Annotated in this window: 13 protein-coding genes; 5 read left to right on the forward strand and 8 right to left on the reverse strand. The window is 69.2% G+C overall.

The features are described from left to right. The 3 genes from G4D83_RS13665 (at nucleotide 1) to G4D83_RS13675 (ending at nucleotide 2,694) form a co-directional block, all read left to right on the forward strand. Nucleotides 1–498, forward strand: a complete 498-nt coding sequence (locus tag G4D83_RS13665; RefSeq protein ID WP_163865186.1) for a YkgJ family cysteine cluster protein — start codon at nucleotides 1–3, stop codon at nucleotides 496–498. A gap of 237 nt (nucleotides 499–735) precedes the next feature. Beyond that, nucleotides 736–1,854, forward strand: coding sequence for a glycerate kinase (locus G4D83_RS13670; RefSeq protein ID WP_163865187.1), 1,119 nt, complete (start codon nucleotides 736–738; stop codon nucleotides 1,852–1,854). Nucleotides 1,855–2,070: 216 nt separating this feature from the next. Next, nucleotides 2,071–2,694, forward strand: coding sequence for a hypothetical protein (locus G4D83_RS13675; protein ID WP_163865188.1), 624 nt, complete (start codon nucleotides 2,071–2,073; stop codon nucleotides 2,692–2,694). A 24-nt stretch (nucleotides 2,695–2,718) separates the two neighbouring features. On the opposite strand, the gene G4D83_RS13680 is transcribed toward G4D83_RS13675, so the two are convergent. From G4D83_RS13680 to G4D83_RS13695, 4 genes are all read right to left on the reverse strand, one after another. Beyond that, the gene (locus G4D83_RS13680) at nucleotides 2,719–5,604 is read right to left on the reverse strand and encodes a peptidoglycan-binding protein (RefSeq protein WP_163865189.1); all 2,886 of its coding nucleotides are present in this window, start codon (nucleotides 5,602–5,604) and stop codon (nucleotides 2,719–2,721) included. Between the two features lie 24 nt (nucleotides 5,605–5,628). Further along, entirely contained in the window at nucleotides 5,629–8,109 is a 2,481-nt protein-coding gene (locus tag G4D83_RS13685; protein WP_163865190.1) for a type VI secretion system Vgr family protein, read from the reverse strand. Nucleotides 8,110–8,216: 107 nt separating this feature from the next. Beyond that, nucleotides 8,217–9,188, reverse strand: a complete 972-nt coding sequence (locus tag G4D83_RS13690) for a cysteine hydrolase family protein (RefSeq protein WP_163865191.1) — start codon at nucleotides 9,186–9,188, stop codon at nucleotides 8,217–8,219. Between the two features lie 24 nt (nucleotides 9,189–9,212). Further along, entirely contained in the window at nucleotides 9,213–10,658 is a 1,446-nt protein-coding gene (locus tag G4D83_RS13695; protein ID WP_163865192.1) for a nicotinate phosphoribosyltransferase, read from the reverse strand. A 113-nt stretch (nucleotides 10,659–10,771) separates the two neighbouring features. Between G4D83_RS13695 and G4D83_RS13700 the strand changes: the two genes are divergently transcribed. Further along, entirely contained in the window at nucleotides 10,772–12,205 is a 1,434-nt protein-coding gene (locus G4D83_RS13700) for a TonB C-terminal domain-containing protein (protein ID WP_163865193.1), read from the forward strand. 12 nt (nucleotides 12,206–12,217) lie between these two features. Here G4D83_RS13700 and G4D83_RS13705 read toward each other — a convergent pair whose 3' ends face one another. Beyond that, nucleotides 12,218–12,730, reverse strand: coding sequence for a hypothetical protein (locus G4D83_RS13705; RefSeq protein ID WP_163865194.1), 513 nt, complete (start codon nucleotides 12,728–12,730; stop codon nucleotides 12,218–12,220). 122 nt (nucleotides 12,731–12,852) lie between these two features. Here G4D83_RS13705 and G4D83_RS13710 point away from each other — a divergent pair, with 122 nt between their 5' ends. Then, nucleotides 12,853–13,923: a hypothetical protein gene (locus G4D83_RS13710; RefSeq protein ID WP_163865195.1), complete on the forward strand. Its 1,071-nt coding sequence runs from the start codon at nucleotides 12,853–12,855 to the stop codon at nucleotides 13,921–13,923. 61 nt (nucleotides 13,924–13,984) lie between these two features. On the opposite strand, the gene G4D83_RS13715 is transcribed toward G4D83_RS13710, so the two are convergent. The 3 genes from G4D83_RS13715 to epmA are packed head-to-tail and all read right to left on the reverse strand — an operon-like array spanning nucleotide 13,985 to nucleotide 16,415. After that, a complete protein-coding gene (locus G4D83_RS13715; protein ID WP_163865196.1) occupies nucleotides 13,985–14,674 on the reverse strand; it encodes an inorganic pyrophosphatase in 690 nt (229 codons plus the stop codon). Next, a complete protein-coding gene (locus G4D83_RS13720; RefSeq protein ID WP_163865197.1) occupies nucleotides 14,671–15,414 on the reverse strand; it encodes a lysophospholipid acyltransferase family protein in 744 nt (247 codons plus the stop codon). Before G4D83_RS13720 ends, G4D83_RS13715 begins: the two co-directional genes overlap by 4 nt. Next, entirely contained in the window at nucleotides 15,411–16,415 is a 1,005-nt protein-coding gene (epmA, locus tag G4D83_RS13725) for an EF-P lysine aminoacylase EpmA (RefSeq protein ID WP_163865198.1), read from the reverse strand. The genes G4D83_RS13720 and epmA overlap by 4 nt, the downstream gene beginning before the upstream one ends. Nucleotides 16,416–16,423: the final 8 nt, after the last annotated feature.

Below are 16,423 nucleotides of genomic sequence, written 5' to 3' on the forward strand. Positions count from 1 at the left end.
ATGCGGACCCGGGACTGGGACGAAGGCGAGGACGCACCCGCGACAGGGGGCACTCGCGAGAAGGAGCGCGCACTGAAGGAAGTGCGCGCCATCTATCGACAGGCGGACACGGCCTACGTCCCCTTCTCGTGCCCGGCGAGCGGCGAGTGCTGCCAGCTCGCTCGCACCGGACGCCAGCCCTGGCTGTGGCTGCCCGAGTGGGAGCTGTTGACGAAGGGGCGCCCCCTGCCCCCCGCTCGCGAGGACGGCGGGTGCCCCTATCTGGATGCGGCGGGCAAGCGCTGCACGGTGTACGCGGACCGCCCGTTCGGCTGCCGCACCTTCTTCTGCGAGCGCATCCGCGGGCCCGCGCGACAGCCCGCGGAGACGGTGGGCGCGCTGCTGGAGCGGCTGGAGCGCGTGTCCCAGAGCAGGGACGCCACGCTCAAGGCACCGCGCCCGCTGCTGGAGTGGCACGCGGAATCCCTTACGTCAGCGGCGTCGAGACAGACACCCTGACGGGTCCTCTCGTACCGCAGCGCCCTGGTCTGCACTGAATCCGGCTCTTGGATTCAAGGCAACACGGCAATTCGGGGAGTTTTGAAACAAGGGTGCATGTATCAGCGTGAACTCGTGCGCTGACGGGGCAATGATTGCGCCGGCAATCGGCTGCGGAGGCGTGGGCTTGCGGAGAGGTCGGACGAGCGGAGCGACAGGTCATCGAGGCCACCCGATGAAAGCTCGGGTGTCCCGGCCGTGATTGCTCCTCGTTGGCTCGTCGCGCCGCAGGAATACAAGGGAACGCTCACGGCCACGGAGGCCGCCGAGGCGATGGCCAAGGGCGTGCGGGAGGTTTCTCCGGAGGTGGTGCTGGATGTCGCGCCGCTCGCCGACGGAGGACCTGGCACGGTGGAAGCGTTGCTGTCGGGCACGCGAGGCGAGCGCCGCGTGTGCCGGGTGCATGGTCCGCTGGGCCAGCCCGTGGAGGCCGCCTGGGCCTTGCTGGAGGATGGGCGCACGGCGGTGGTGGAGATGGCGGCGGCGTCCGGGCTGACGCGGATGGAGCCGAGTCCCAGCAACGCGCGACGTGCCTCCACGTACGGCACGGGAGAGCTGATGCGCGCCGCGCTGGACGCGGGCTGCGAGCGGCTCATCGTCGGACTGGGTGGCAGCGCCACGACGGACGGAGGCACGGGCGCGCTGGGGGCGCTGGGCTATCGCTTCCTGGATGCGCGGGGGAACCCGTTGCCGCCTGGTGGCGGCGCGCTGGCGGCGCTCGCGCGGGTGGACTCGACGGGACGGCACCCGAGGCTCGGGAAGGTGGAGCTGATGGGCGCCACGGATGTCACGTCGCCGCTCTTGGGGGCGGATGGCGCCGCGCGCCTGTTCAGCCCGCAGAAGGGCGCGGACGCGCAAGAGGTGGAGGCGCTGGAGGCGGCGCTTTCGCATTTCGCGAGCGTGGTGGGCGACCTGGCTGCGGGCTGGCCCGGTACGGGCGCGGCGGGCGGTTTCGGCTTCGGGCTGACGGTGCTCGCGGGCGCGCGGCTGGTGCCTGGATATGAGCTGGTGTCGCGCGCGCTGGGGCTGGAGCGGCGCGTGTTGCTCGCGGAGGTGGTGCTCACGGGCGAGGGGCGCTTCGACCGGCAGACGTCCATGGGCAAGGGACCGGGTGGACTGGCGCGGCTGGCGCGCGAGCACGGCACGCCGGTGGAGTTGTTCGCCGGCTCGGTGCAGCGCGACGAGGGGCTGGAGCTGGACTTGTTCCACACGGTGGTGGACTTGAGCGCCCAGGCGCGTCCGGGGGCCCCGGCGGCGGATGTGCTCCGTGAGGCCGTGGCGCGCTGGACGGCGGCTCGACTCAAGTCCGGCCGCTGACAGTCCTGACCTTGGGCAGGTGCGTCCAGAGGGACTGACGTCCTCTACCCTGCCCCTCGCGAGGGTGGCCTCGAGGACCGATGGTGCTCCTCTGCAATCGCACGGGAGGGAGCGGTACACTTCCCGTCCATGCGCCACGTCCTGCTCGCCGCCACCGCAGCATGCCTCGCGACCGCCTGCACCGAGGGCTCACTCCGCGCCACTCCCTCGGAGCCCGTGGTCCAGGCACGAGAAGGGGCTGCCTCCCCCGCTGGCGAAGCTGTTCCGCCTGCGTCCGCCGGCGCATCCGCGACGGGCCAGGCACCGGCCACGACTGGCGCAAGCGCGACGCCCCCCACGACGGACCAGGGCACCGGCGGCGCGGGCACGACTCCGCCCGCGACGGCACAAGGCCCGGGAAACACCGCCCCCACAGCATCCCCGGCGGGCCCGTGCTCGCGTGACGAGACCTTCCGCATCACCACGGTGGGCAAGGGCAAGCAGCCCACGGTCCAGGTGGAGCCGGACCCCGGCTACGGCAAGGCCCTGCGCGCGGCGGAGGTGGACCTGGACGGCCGAGGCCAGCAAGACCTCTACGTCATCTTCCCCGCGGAAGCGGGGAGCGATGGCGCCACGATGCAGGCCCTCTACGTCCACTGCAGCGGAGACCGGTACGCGCCTGTCTGGGGCCCCGAGTACACGCTGGAGCTGAAGCCCCTGGACACGCGCACCCAGGGCTGGCGCGACGTGGTGCACCGGGAGAAGAGCGGCACCCTCGACGCGCCCAAGGTGAAGCGCGTGACGATGCGCTTCCAGGGCGACACCTACCAGGACGCGTCCACGGAGACGGAGAAGCCCTGACGGGCGTCCCCGCCTCCCGGCGACTCAGGGCACGTCGAAGTTGAACGAGTTCCGCGTCGACAACAGCGTCGTGCCCGCCGGCAGCACGAGCTGGTAGTTGCGCGTGTTCGTCGTCTGGACGGTGCCCCCCAGCCAGCTCGGCCAGTTCGCCACGTTGTCCACCGAGTCATTCACGCTCGATGCTTCCGCGAGGATGTGGGTGATGAGGGCGGTCTCGTGCTCGTTGGCCCACAGGTTGGGGGCCTGGGTCCAGTTGAGCGTGGGGTTCGCGGCCTTCGCGGCGGTGAAGGCATTGCGCAGCCGCTGTCCCGCCGAGTTCCCCCCGGCGACATGGCCCGGGCGGAAGATGTGCCAGCGCAGCAGGATGCCCATCAGCTTCTCGGACGTCGCCACGTCGCCGATGGTCGGAGCACGCGCGTTGGCGCCGGTCCCCACGTCGGCCACGCCGGTGCCCCAGGGCGTGTTGCGGATGTCTCGCAGGCGGATGCGGGCCGCGTTCCACATGGCGCGCTGGAAGCCCTCGATGGTCCGTCCCGCCATCTGGAAACGGTAGTACCAGTGATACGTCTTGTAGTAGTTGCCCGCGGCCTCTGTCTGCGCCATCCGAGCCCACGTCTCGTCGTCGAGTTGCTGCGCGGGCCAGCCCGAGTACTTCTTGCCGGCGCTGCTGTAGAGCGTGGCGCCGTTGCCGGCCCCCGCGTTCCAGTCCTCGTCGATGCGCAGGCCGAAGAACTCGATGGCCTCCTCGAAGGCGGTCTGGTTGCTGGAGCGCAGATAGGAGAGGAAGCCGCACAGCTCACCCTCGGAGGGCTCGGCGCTTCCGGCGAAGAGGATGCCCAGCGTCCAGTGACACGGCCCCAGCGAGATGAAGGCGTTGTCGTAGGCGTTGAGCGAGTCGAAGTACCCCAGGTTCTCCTGCTCGGCGGCGGCGCGGACCACCTTGTACGTGGAGCGCTGGGAGGCCGACATCGAGTTGTAGTTGGCCACGCCCACGAAGTTCGCCGGCAGCAGCTCCGACGTCGCCCACGTGTGCCGGGTGGGCATGCTCACCGGCCCGCCGTAGCTGGGATAGTTCGTGTACGTGCCCAGCACGTGCAGGTCCGTCTGGTTCCGGCCGGTGGGCAGCGTGTAGTAGCCGGAGAAGTCCCGCACGTAGATGCGCGGCGCGGTGTTGACGCAGTCGTCATGCCGCCAGAGGTTGTCCTGGACGACGGTGGTGGGGTTGCCGTTCGCCACGTTCATCGCCCGGACGATGACGGGGCAGCGCCAGTGGTTGGTGAGCCAGTGGCGGATGCGCTGCTCGGTGTCGTCGTTGACGACGCCGCTGACCGCGCCGTCATAGACCTGGGAGTTGGCCACCTGGGACAGCCGCTCCACGTAGTTCGTGCTCGTGTTGGCGGTGTCCTCCAGCGCGACGTTCTCCATCTTCGAGTAGATCTGGAACTCGCGCACGGCCCACTCGGTGCTCAGACCGAAGGCTCCGTCCGGAGTGCCGCCGATGAGGAAGCCCAGCTCGCGCAGGTCCCGCTGGAGCCGGAGCACATGCGTGGGCGCCGTGAGGGCATTGCCCGCGGTGCCCGTGCCTGGAGCGACCAGGGTGGGCGCGCCGTTGTTGCCCTGGGCGACAGGCTGCACAGCGCCACCCCAGCGATGCTGGTCATCGCGGTCCCTGCGCTGGAGGACGAAGCCACCGTAGCGGTGCGTGTCCACCGCCGTGGCACTCTGCTGCGCGGTCGCGGCGGCAGCCGTGCCACCCGTCGCCGTCCCTCCGCCCGTCTGCGGAGACGCGGCGGTCGTCGTGCCCGAGCCACCTGTGCCCGTGGTTCCCTGCGTGGACGCGGCGGTCGTCGTGCCCGAGCCACCCGTGCCCGCACCGCTCTGAGCAGTCGTGCCCGAGCCGCCCGTGCCGGTACCACTCTGCCCACTCGCACCTGTCGTGGTGCCCGAGCCTCCAGCGCCAGGAGCACTCTGAGCAGTCGTGCCCGCGCCGCCCGTGCTCGTACCGCTCTGCGCACTCGCGCCTGTCGTAGAGCCCGAGCCTCCGGTACCCGCACTCGCGCCTGTCGTGGTGCCCGAGCCACCCGTGCCCGAACCACTCGCCGAACCGCCCGTGCCCCCAGGACTCGCACTCGCCGGGCCCGTCGCCGGAGGCGGAGCCGCGCCCGCTCCCGCCGAGGATGCACCACCACCCGGTGCGCCTCCACCCTCCTGGAGTTCCTCCTCGTCGTCGTCCGACCCGAAGGACGGGGGCATGACCTCCGTGCCGCCGTTCTGCTCGTGCCGGTCCTCGAGCGTCTCGAGCGTCTCCTTGCTCAGCTCACCCGTGGGCGGCAGCAGCTGCGCCAACTGAAAGCTGGCCAGCGCCGTGCGAGTGGCGTCCGTCAGCTCGTTGTTGATGGGCCCGTTGTACCAACCCAGGTTCGCCAGTCGCGCCTGCACGCCACTGAGCGCGTCCAGCGGGTCCAGGAAGCCCAGCTTCAACTTCCACTCGCACGCCAGCTCGGGCTCCTCGGAGGTCCACACCTTGAGCGTGGCCTCCGTCGCATCCGGCGGCAGCGGCTGATCCAAGAGCCCCTGGAAGGTCAGCGTCCCCTTCAAGAGCTTCTCGCCCAGCTTCAACTCGTAGCGCTTGAGCCCCAGCGGCGCGTTCGCCCGTCGCATGCCCAGCCGGATGCGGTCCGGAGGGTCTCCCCCCTGCAGGCTGTAGCTGGAGCCCGTGGATACCTTGAGTCCCGGCAGCTCTGGGATGACCACCTCGTCACCCGGCTGGAGGCAGAACGCATTCGCCCGCTTCGCGCGCAGGGACGCGTTGTCCGGATGGTCCCAGAGTTCCTGCCACTTGGCGAACCCATACTGCCGAGCAATCTTCGACAGCCACTCGCCCTGCTTGACCTTGTGCCGTGTGCTCATCGCGCGTTGGGTCCTTCCAGCGACTCAGCCCTGCGGTTTCGGGAACGACAGAACCGACTCACCTTCGGGGAGCTTCTCGAGCTTCGCGCCACCCTGCCCATCCAACGTGCCCTTGCGGACACTGCCATCCGGCAGCTTGAGCTCGAACTCACGCCCCTCCACGGACCCGCCGCTGCGGCTCTTCATCTTGAGCTGCATGGAGCCCGACTCGGCCGGCGGCAGCTTTCCAATCTCCTTGAGGCTGATGGACTCGCTCTGCGCCGAACCCGCCGCCTCCATCTTCACCTTGGCGCCCTTGAACTTCACCTCGGAGCCATCCAGCGTGAGCGTCTTGGCGATGAGCTTCACGTTGCCGGACTTCTCCACCTGCAACGCCAGGTTGCCGTTGACGATGACGGAGAGCTTGTCGGACTTGAGCGAGTACGACTTGGCCATCAAGGTCGTCTCCTCCTTGATGTGAATCTGGAACAGGCCCTTCACCTCTTCCTTCAAGTCCTTGCCCACCGTCACCGTGGCGGCGCCCTTCACCTCGGTCTGCCAGTCGGTGCCGACCTTCCGCTCCGTCTTCTCCGCCACCGTCTCGCTGCGGTGGCCCATGACGTTCTCGACGTGCGCGCCGCCCACCTGAATCGACTTCACGCCACCGGTCGCCTCGTTCAGCGCCAGCGCGACGGACACCGCCAGCGCCCCGCCAATCGTGGTGGCCTTCGCCGCGCCCACCATCTCCGACGAGGCCTTGGAGACGTCCACGAAGAGGTTGCCGCCCACCGTCATCACCTGGTTGCCATCGACCTCCTCGTCGTGGCTCCCGAGCGTGGTGCTCTCGCGGTTCTTCTGCACCAGCAGCGACTGGTTGCCCTCCACCACCGACACGTCGTGCTTCTTCACCAGCAACGTCTGGAAGCCGTCCACCGTGCGCTTGCGGTCCTTCTTCACCAGCAGCGCCTCGTACCCGCCCACCTGCTGGTCCTTGTTGTTCTCCGTGAGCAGGTCTTCGTCCTTCTGCGCGTGGGTGAAGACCTCCTCCGCGCCCGCGGAGTCCTCGACGCGCACCTCGTTGAAACCGTCGCTGCCGGGGCTCGACGCGCTCTTGCGAGTGCTCTTCGTCTTCTCGTCCGGCAGCGGATACGGCGCCATGTTGGAGCCGTTGTAGACGGCGCCCGCCACCAGCGGTCGGTCCGGGTCACCCTCCAGGAAGCGAATCACCACCTCCTGGCCGATGCGCGGCAGCCACACGTCGCCCCACGCCGGGCCACCCCACGGCTGCCCCACGCGCACCCAGCAGGAGGCCCGCTCGTCCTTCTTGCCCTCGCGGTCCCAGTGGAACTGGACCTTCACCCGCCCGTGCTCGTCGGTGTGGATCTCCTCGCCGGAGGGCCCCACCACCGTGGCCGTCTGCAGGCCGGCGATGCGCGGAGGCGGCGTCTTGCGACGCGGCCGGAAGGGCACCTCCTTGGGGAGGAGCTGGAACTGGTTGCGGTAGAGCCCCTGGAGCGACTCGCTGCCCGCGGTGACGTCCGGCTGGAGGCCCGAGTGCACCACGTCGGTGACCAGGTACTCCCCCTTGAAGGCGTCGTCCTCGGACAGCTCCACTTCCATGAGGAACCCCGGCGTCAGCCGAGGCGCCACGCTGTCACCCGCGAGCGTCCGGCCTCCCACCGTGGCCTCCTCCACGCGCACACTCGACGTGGACTTGCCCACGCCCGGTGTCACGTAGCCGGCGGGGTAGTCGTACAGCTCCAGCGCCGTCACGCCCTCCTTGGCCTCCGTCTTTCCGGAGACGTCCAGCGCGGGCTTCGCGAAGTCGTAGTCCTTCAGGTGCACGGCGCCCGGACGCAGCCGGTGCACCACCTCCAGCGCGGAGAGGTACTCCTCCTCCACCACCGCCTTGCCCAGGCTGGGGCGCAGCGGCAGCGTCTTGCCCTGCGGCAGCGGTGCATGCGCGCTCGGCTTGTCGCCCAGCACCAGCGTGTGCCCGTCCTCCGCGTGCTCGAAGAAGTAGAAGATGCCCTCCCACTCCATCAGCCGGCTGATGAAGGCGAAGTCCGACTCGCGGTACTGCACGCAGTACTCGCGCGGCGCGTAGGTGGCCGACAGGGCCGCGCGCATCTCGATGCCGTTCTCTTTCAAAACCGCCTTGAGGATGTCGGGGACGGTCTTCTCCTGGAAGATGCGGCTCTTGTGGGACTGGGTCAGTCGCCACAGTCGCGGCACCACGTGGGCCCGGTAGCGCCGGCGCCCCGTCTTCATCCCCAGGTCTTCCACCTCGCGCACCCAGCCGTGCACGTGCCGGGCGGCGAAGTCCCGCACCGAGAACGTCGCCAGCGCTTCCTGGCCCACCAGCTCCGCGACGTCGAGCGCGTCGCCTTCCACCGTGAAGAAGTCCACACGGAAGTCGTACAGCCGACTGAGCCCCTCGGAGCCGGAGATGCCCGACACGCCCAGCCCATCCGGGCCATGCGGGCCGACCTTCAGCGAGAACGCCGGTGAGCTCTGTCGTGACATGACTCCCCCTTCACCAGCGGCAAGCCATCAACGGCGGGCCGGGGACGGAGGCGGAATTCTACCACACCGAGTGAATCCCGGCGCACGCCCCGCGCCGGAAGTCCGGCTCAAACGTCCAGCGGCTCCGTGGTGCGCACCACCCGCATCCCCGCCCGCCGCAGCTCCTCGATGGCCTCATCGGCCAGTCGGGGGAAGTCCAACGAGGGCGGAAGCGGGTCCAGGGGCGGCGCCGGCACCGGGCTCATCGCATCCACCAGGATGTGCACCCGCCCCATCTTCGAGGGGTCGGTCCGTTCGATGTGCTCCCGGAGGTCGCGCAGCGTGGACAGGACGCAGTGGGACTTGGCCTGACCGAAGACGTAGAGGCGATCAAACGTCATCAATCGCTCGAAGAGGCGCGTGTTGAATTCGCCCACACGCTGCCCCTTCACCTCCGTCACCTCGGGCATGAGCACGGAGTAGTTCTCCGTCAGCGGGTTCTCCCCCTTCATCTCGAAGTGGGTGGCGGTGTCCCGCGCCAGGGCGTGGAACACGCTCGCCTCGTAGAACGCCGGCACCAGCGCGTGGCTCAGCCCTCCGAGCAGCGCATGGTACGGCCAGATGGTGAGCACGTAGCGCGCCTGTGTCTCCAGGCGCTCGCAGTACTCCAGGCTCTCCTCCGGAAAGCGCGTGGCCCGCCACCGGCCCGAGCGGACATCCGCCGCGGTGACTTGCGTCATCGGCGCGGGGTGCTGCCCCCGCGCGTCCTTCCACCACGCGGGATGGAAGATCTGGAAGATGCGGTGGGTGTCGAGCGAGAACACCAGCTCCGTCACCCGGTCCAGGTGCGAGTAGAGCCAGCGCAGCGTGCGCTGGGTGTCCTCGACGGCGCCGGGGACGAAGAGGCTGGCGCCGGGCGAGCAGAAGGCCACCTGCACGTCGATGCCGAAGGCGGCGATGCGCACCTTGTCCTCTCGCGCGGGGCGCAGGCCGTGCTGGGAGACGTAGCGCCGGGCCTCGTCGGCGACCTCGGCGGTGCGCTCCAGGTACAGCTGACCCGCGCGAGCGTCCTGGTGGAAGTCAGGGATGGGCAGGGGCATGCGGTCCTCCTGGGGTGATTCGGGTCAGCGGCTCTTGGGGAAGTGACGCCGCGTCAGCTCCTCGACGAGCGCCTTCGTGGCGGGAGTCTGGGCAATCCTCGCGGGCTCCGCGCTCGCTTCCAGCGCGCCGACGAGGGAGGGCGTCTCCGGCTCGGCCTCCATGAGCGGGAAGTATCCCTCCGGCGCCGGCTCGCCCTCCTGGCCCACCAGGCCGATGGGACCAGAGCCATGGCGACGGCGGAAGATGACGGGGGTGCCGGGGATGCTTTGCTTGCCCTCGGCCAGCTCGTTGCCGAACTTCATCACCGGCTGGGCTCCCGTCTGCGACAGCTTGTAGATGGCGGCCACCCTGTCCCGGGTGAAGGGGCAGTCCATGGTGCGCGCGACGATGTGGCCGCCGTAGCCGTAGAACTGCGCGCTCGCGTCCCACTCCACCTGTCGCCGCAGCGCCTCGAACTCGCGCGTGGCCTCCGCATCCAGGCCGTCCTCGAGGATGTTGACGGGGCGGATGCCCATGTCACGCGCGCGTGTCACGGCGTAGAGGTACTGGAGCTTCTTGTTGCCGGAGTCGAAGCGGATGGAGTCGCCGGAGCCCGGGTCCTCGCGGATGAGCTGGAAGGCGGCGGGGATGCCCGAGGTGAGCGTGTCGAAGGTGTCCAGCAGGTAGCTGGAGCGCTGGGGACGGCGCTCGCGCATGGCGCGGAACGCGGCATCGTCCGAACCGAAGCGCTGGATGTGCTCATGCCCCATGGTGCCCACGGGCATCATCCCCAGGGAGCGCGCGCCCTCCACGTTGCTGGTGCGCGTGACGCCCACGTCCTTGCAGGCGCGCAGGGCGAGCTCGTGCTGCTCCAGACAGGTCGCCGCGCGCAGGCCCACCTCGAAGATGCGCGCGGGGTCCTCGACGATGTCGATGAGCTCCTGGACGGTGGCGCGCACGCGCTGGGAATACCCCTCCGAGTCCACGGTGATGGGCACCGGCTTGACGCCCACCGCGTCGAGCGTCTCCAGGGCGATGGTCTTCTGATCCTCGCAGGTGACGCGGGCGAGCGCGCGGGCCAGCACGTCCCGGTCCATCAGGGCCTGGGTGGCGACCTGGATGCGGAAGTTGAGCTGGAGCAGCAGCGGCTCCACCCAGGAGATGAGGGCGGAGGGACCGGTGAGGGTGAGGATGGGCTCGCGTGGGAAGAAGACCGAGCCGCGCGGAATGGCGCGGATGGAGAGCTTCTCCTTTCGGAGGATGGCCGCCTTGAAGCCCACGCCCATCTCGTAGTCGTAGCGCGCGAGAAAGTCGTAGTCCTCCGGCTTGGGCTCGGGGAGGAGCGCACGCACGTAGGCCGCGAGGTCCAGGGGCATGACCTGGAGGCCGCCCTTGCGGTGTGAGTAATAGAACGTCTCCCGGCGCAACGGCCAGCCGGCCTCCGCCATGCTGAACTTGTAGCCATCCGTCGCGAGCAGCGAGGTCGCCATCCTGGGTGCCTTCCTCCGGTGTTTGTTGAGACTACGCGCGGCATGATGGGTTTCCTACCCTTCTGGCTCGCTTTCCCAGGCATGCCTTGTCGACGCGATTAAAAGGGGAGGCCATGTCGCCGGCCCCCTCCCGACGCCTGCTTCCCGCGCTCGCCGCCAGTGTGGCCGTGCACGGATTGCTGTGGCTGCTCGTCGATGGACTGCCTCGTGCTCCGCGCCCGCCCGTGCCGCCTGCCCGCCCCGCCACGCTGCAATGGGTGGAGGTGACCTCGGTGGCGCCCGAGCGCGCCCGTCGGGACGGCCCGATGCCCAGGTCTGGGAGCGACACGAAGCCGTCAGCGCCCCGGCCATCCGGCGAAGCACGGGCCGACGCATCGCCTGGCCCGAGCAAGCCCCCACCGGGCAGCCCCGTGGCGGACAAGGACTCCGCGGCCAGCACCGCGAAGGAGCACAAGCCGAGTCCCGAGGATGCGTCGGCTCCGCCCGAGCCCGCGCTCGAGGCGCCGCCCTCTCGTGAAGAGGCAGCCCCCTCCGGAGCGCCACGAGCAGGGCCGCGTCCACCCGACAGCCCGCTGGCCATGGCCGATACCTCCGCCGTCACGGAGCGCGCACGCGTGAGCGACCTTCCTCGCGCGACTCCGGGCCTGGCCGAAGATGTCCCGCGAGCGGTCTCCTCCGCGGTGCTCACGGACTTCGCGCGCGCCCCCGAGGCCGTGGCGCGAGCCCCGGACACCGCGCGCCTCACGGAGTCTCCCGGTTCGGGATTGCTCCTGGCCACACGGACCCAGGCGTTGCCGATGCGCCGCGCAGACACCACCCCGGCACCGGACGTCGGCATCCGCGACGCACGCAAGTCCCCCACTGCCCAGGCACTCGTCGAGGACCTCGTCTCGGAGAGCGTGGGACGCGGCAGGGTGGACCGGGGGCTCGTGCATCCCTACTTCAGCCAGCTCGGCAAGAAGCTCGTGGCCGTCTGGGACGCGGACCGCTCCGTGAAGGAGCATGGCCTCCAGGGCTACTTCGACATGGGCATGGAGCGCAGCCGCGCCTACGGCCGAGCCTGGAGCGAGCGCGCCGCGAACTACGGCTCCTCGGGCGCGTTCGTCGCGAACAACCAACCCCTGGACGACAAGCGCCGCCCGGTCAGCACCGTGGGAGACCCGGCCCTGCGCATGCGCAGCGAGCTGCGCGAGAAGATGCGCGAGGGCTTCCGCTCCACGCGCCGAGCCCTCATCCGCGTCGTCCAGGACAACCACGGACGCCTGCTCGACGTCGTGCTCGTGCAGCCCAGCCACCAACCCGAGGTCGACCAGGAGGCCGTGAAGGACGTGCGCGCCGCCGCGGAGAAGCTCCCTCCCCCACCCGCCGAAGCCGTGGGGAGCCGCGAGCGGCTCGTCAGCCTCTGGGAGTTCGAGCTGATCATCTCCATCAGCCCGCCCATCCCCACCTTCACCTTCGAATTCGACGAGGCCCTCGGCTTCATCGACACCCGGCTGCCCCTGGACAAGCGCATCTACAAGCGCGTGCGCCTCGTCGAGCTTCGCTAGCGCTTCGCCACGCTAGAGGCAGTCCACCAGCCCGTCGTAGAGCGTCTTCCGCGTCCCCGGCAACGTGGCGTAGAGCGGCTCCGGCCCCGCGAGCGCCGTCAACAACGCCGCCATCGTGGTGCCGCGCGCCAGCGGGCTCTTGCAGGCCCATGTCCGCGTCTGCGTGGTGATGACACCCGTGCGCGAATCAATGTCCTCGGCGCTCCCGCCGAACACCCAGAGACACTGGCCGACGACACCCGTCCGAGTCTCCACCGAGCAGCGGAAGACGATGGACTCGATGTTGGCGTAGTCCCCCTCGCAGAACGTGTCGCCACAGATGTCGTCGAAGTTCTGCTTCAAGTGGCCGCGCAGCTCGAACCACGCCTGGAACTCCGCCTCCGACTGGAAGGAGCTCACCGCATCGACATACGACTTCGGCCGCCGCTCCAGGGGCCGCGAGGACACCCCTTCCTGGGGCACCTCCGCCCCAGCGAGCGACGACATCCCCAGCATCGACAGCACCCACCATGAACGCATGCTCATCCCGACGGACCTCCCCCTGGAACAATCAGGTGACTCGGGCTTAACTCGTTTTTCACGAAACACTGTCTTCACAAATAATCCGGGATGACATTGAGTGTCCGCCTCTTGAAAGGCAGGCCCGCGTGGCGACCCTCCTCCGTCGTGTTTCCGATGTCCTCGTCCTCGCTGTCGTCGCGTTGACCTTCGCGTTGCTGCCGGGCTGCGGCGAGGGCGCCTCGGAAGACGACCCGTTCGGAGAGGCGCAGCGGGCGCTGCTCAACGGCGTGGGCTCCACGGCGGCGCGCGCGGCCCTGACGAAGCGGTGGGCGCCCATCCACTACCAGGACGTGGATGTGACGGGCTCGCACTCGCTCAGCGGCAAGTCCGACTTCCTCACCCGCGTGGACTTCGACGGCGACTGGAGCGGGACGAACAACTGGGACAACACCGGCTCACGCGTGCTGTCCGCGCACGCGTATCAGTCCGTGGTGGAGACCAGCACGCACTGGTACCTGCTCTACACGTTCTTCCACCCGCGTGACTGGTCCGACAGCATCTTCGACACCGAGCACGAGAACGACGGCGAGGGCGTGCTGCTCGTCGTCCAGCGCGATGGCAGCGAGTACGGCTCGCTCGTGGGCGCGGTGACGGTGGCGCACAAGGACTTCTTCTCCTTCGTTCCCTCGGGCAGCCCGCTCGGCTCGGGCTCGGAGTCGCTCGACGGCACGCTGTCGCTGGCGTCGTTCGAGGGACAGCTCCACCCCATCACCGCGCAGGAGGCCAAGGGCCATGGCCTCAAGGCGTGGCCCGCGTACGACATCGTCGGTGACGGCGTGAAGTACTTCCCGTCCCTCTCGCTCGCCGAGCAGCCCTCGTCCGCCACGGACTCCGACGTGCGCTACAAGCTGGTGGACATCTACGGCGCGGAGGGCCTCTGGCCGAGGCGCGAGCTCACCACGCTGTTCTCCTCGTACGGGACGTTCCGGGGAGACACCAGCGGCGGCTGCGGACTCGTCGCGGGCAACTGCGGCACGAACTCCGCCAACGCGCCCTGGGGCTGGGATGACCAGAACGACGGCCCCATCCTCCGAGGCGAAATCGCGAACGACCCGGCGAAGCTCGCGGCCTACTACTTCAGCCCGTCGTCGCAGTTCTCGACGACGTACACCTTCAACCCGTTCAAGGGCATCGGCACGGACCCGAACCAGCCCTGAGCAGCGACGCCTGAAGACGCGGAGCGGGACTCACTCCCGCTTCCGCGCGAGGCTTGAAGCATCAGGACGCGCGCGACTTCCGAGCAGGGCGCCGGGTGCGGGTGCGCACGGGCGTCGAGGAGGCCTGCCCATAGACGCGGTCGTAGTCCTTCATGCTGCGGCGGATGACCTCCATCGCCTCCGGCCTGTCGTAGACCTCCGCGATTTCGACGCTGCGCTTTCCCTCACCGGGAATCTGCTTGTAGGTGAGGAAGTAGTGCTTGAGGCGGTCCAACAGCGGACGCGGGAGCTGGGCGATGTGCTGCAGCTCTCCGTAGACGAGGTCGGACTCGAGCACCGCGATGATTTTGTCGTCCGCCTCGTTGCCGTCGATCATCCGGAAGCCGCCGATGGGCACCGCGCGCACCAGGAGGTTGCCGTTGCTGACGACCTTCTCCGTCAGCACGCAGACGTCGATGGGATCTCGGTCGCCCTGGATGTTCTTCACACCCGTGCGCTCGGCGCAGCGCTTCGCCACCAGCTCGTCGCAGTACGTCTGGGGAATGAAGCCGTACAGCGTCGGGCACTGGCTGCTGAACCGCTGCGGCCGGTCCAACTTGAGGATGCCCGACTCCTTGTCCAGCTCGTACTTCACCGCGTCCGTGGGGACGATTTCGATATAGGCGGTGACGATTTCAGGAGACTCGTTCCCAGGGGTGATTCCATGCCAGGGATGAGCCGCGAACGACTTCTGAGGTGCTGACTTCTTCATGTGGGCACGTCTCCCGAGCGCCTGCACGCCTCGGAGTAGAGTTGCGCGACCGCGTCCTCCAGCTCGCGCGTGAGGTCATCGCGGTCTTCAATCGTCAGGCCCTGCGTGGGGATGGGCTCGCCCACCACCAGCGACACGCGCTGGCCCCACCGCACCGCCCGTCCTCCCTTGGGAAGGATGAGCCGCGTCCCCGACACCGCCAGGGGCACCACCGGCACGCCTGCCTGGATGGCGAGCGTCGCGGCCCCCTTCTTGAACGGCCGCAGCCGCCCGTCCTCGCTGCGCGTGCCCTCGGCATAGAACAGCACGCTCACCCGCTCGCGCAGCGCCGTCACCGCCTCCTCCAGCCGGGCCCGGTCCTCGCTGCCGCCGCTGCGAGCCACGGGGATGTTGCCCGCCCGCCGCAGCGCCGCGCCGAACACCGGAATCTTGAACAGCTCCGCCTTCGCCACGAAGCGCGTGTGCGTCTCCACGTACGCCATGGCCAGCGGCGCGTCGTAGTGCGACTGGTGGTTGCACACGAAGACGACGTGGCCCTCCGTGGGAATGTGCTCCAGCCCCACCGCCTCGTGACGCACGCCCGCCGACGCCAGCACGCCTCGCGCCCAGAGCCTCAGGGCCTTGTCCGCCTCCCCGTGCGCGCCACCCACGGACAACGCGGAGATGACCGAGGAGAACACCCCCGTCAGGCCCACTGCTGAAACACCCGCGAACGCTGTCCGGACGATGTCTCGAATCACACGAACTCGTGGGCGGGGAACAGGAGCACGTCCGAGATGCGCTGGACCCCGAGCAGCAGCATCAGGATTCTGTCGAGCCCCACGGCGATACCCGCCGAGGGCGGCATTCGACCTACTGCGTCAAGGAACCGCTCGTCCAGAGGATACACGGAACGCCCCAGCTTGCGCCTGAGGTCCTGTTCTTCCACCAACCTCGCCCGCTGCTCGGCCGCGTCCGTCAGCTCGGAGAACCCGTTCGCCAGCTCCAGGCCCTTCGCGTACAGCTCCACCCGCTCCGCCACGGCGGAATCCCCGGGCTTCAAGCGAGAGAGCGCCGCCATGGACGCCGGGTATTCGATGAGGAACGTGGGCCGCTCGTGGCCCAGGCCCGTTTCCACCCGCTGCAGGAAGAGGTGGAAGAAGACGTCGTCGAAGCTCTCCGCGTCGCCCGTCCGGACGCCCGCGGCCTCGGCGGCGCGCTTGAGCGAGGGCCCATCCGAGTGCACGCGGATATCCACGCCCGTCGCCTTGAACACGGCGTCGCGCACCGTGAGGCGCTCATACGGAGTGCGCGTGAAGAAGGCCGGGTCGGCGCCGGGCTCACCCTCCGTGGCGGAGCGCCCGGCCTCCGCGAGCGCGCCCTCCAAGTCGCTCATGATGGCGTGGTAGTCCGCCTGGGGCCGGTAGAACTCCAGCATCGTGAATTCCGGATTGTGCGTGGCGGTGACTTCGCCGTTCCGGAACACCTTGCAGAGCTGGAAGAGGGGCCCCGCCCCGTCGGCGAGCAGTCGCTTCATCGCGTACTCGGGGCTGGTGTGCAGATAGAGGGTGCGAGCGGTGCCGACGTCCGTCTCGGGGATGAAGCCCGCCTCGAAGGCGTTGATGTGCGGCTCCATTCCGGGCGTGGGGATGAGCAGGGGCGTCTCCACCTCCAGATACCCCTCGGCGACGAAGAAACGTCGAAGGGCGGAGTAGAGGGCCTGTCGTCCCCGGGCGGCCCGCCATTGAGAAAGATTGGGCATGGGCAAGG

The organism is Myxococcus eversor (assembly GCF_010894455.1).
In the GTDB taxonomy this organism is placed as follows: Bacteria; Myxococcota; Myxococcia; order Myxococcales; family Myxococcaceae; genus Myxococcus; species Myxococcus eversor.

Excerpts from the sequence above, each read along its gene's own strand:
- G4D83_RS13665 (WP_163865186.1), top strand. The coding sequence starts at position 1 with ATGCGGACCCGGGACTGGGACGAAGGCGAGGACGCACCCGCGACAGGG.
- G4D83_RS13680 (WP_163865189.1), bottom strand. The coding sequence starts at position 5,604 with ATGAGCACACGGCACAAGGTCAAGCAGGGCGAGTGGCTGTCGAAGATT.
- G4D83_RS13685 (WP_163865190.1), bottom strand. The coding sequence starts at position 8,109 with ATGTCACGACAGAGCTCACCGGCGTTCTCGCTGAAGGTCGGCCCGCAT.
- G4D83_RS13690 (WP_163865191.1), bottom strand. The coding sequence starts at position 9,188 with ATGCCCCTGCCCATCCCTGACTTCCACCAGGACGCTCGCGCGGGTCAG.
- G4D83_RS13695 (WP_163865192.1), bottom strand. The coding sequence starts at position 10,658 with ATGGCGACCTCGCTGCTCGCGACGGATGGCTACAAGTTCAGCATGGCG.
- G4D83_RS13700 (WP_163865193.1), top strand. The coding sequence starts at position 10,772 with ATGTCGCCGGCCCCCTCCCGACGCCTGCTTCCCGCGCTCGCCGCCAGT.
- G4D83_RS13705 (WP_163865194.1), bottom strand. The coding sequence starts at position 12,730 with ATGAGCATGCGTTCATGGTGGGTGCTGTCGATGCTGGGGATGTCGTCG.
- G4D83_RS13715 (WP_163865196.1), bottom strand. The coding sequence starts at position 14,674 with ATGAAGAAGTCAGCACCTCAGAAGTCGTTCGCGGCTCATCCCTGGCAT.
- epmA (WP_163865198.1), bottom strand. The coding sequence starts at position 16,415 with ATGCCCAATCTTTCTCAATGGCGGGCCGCCCGGGGACGACAGGCCCTC.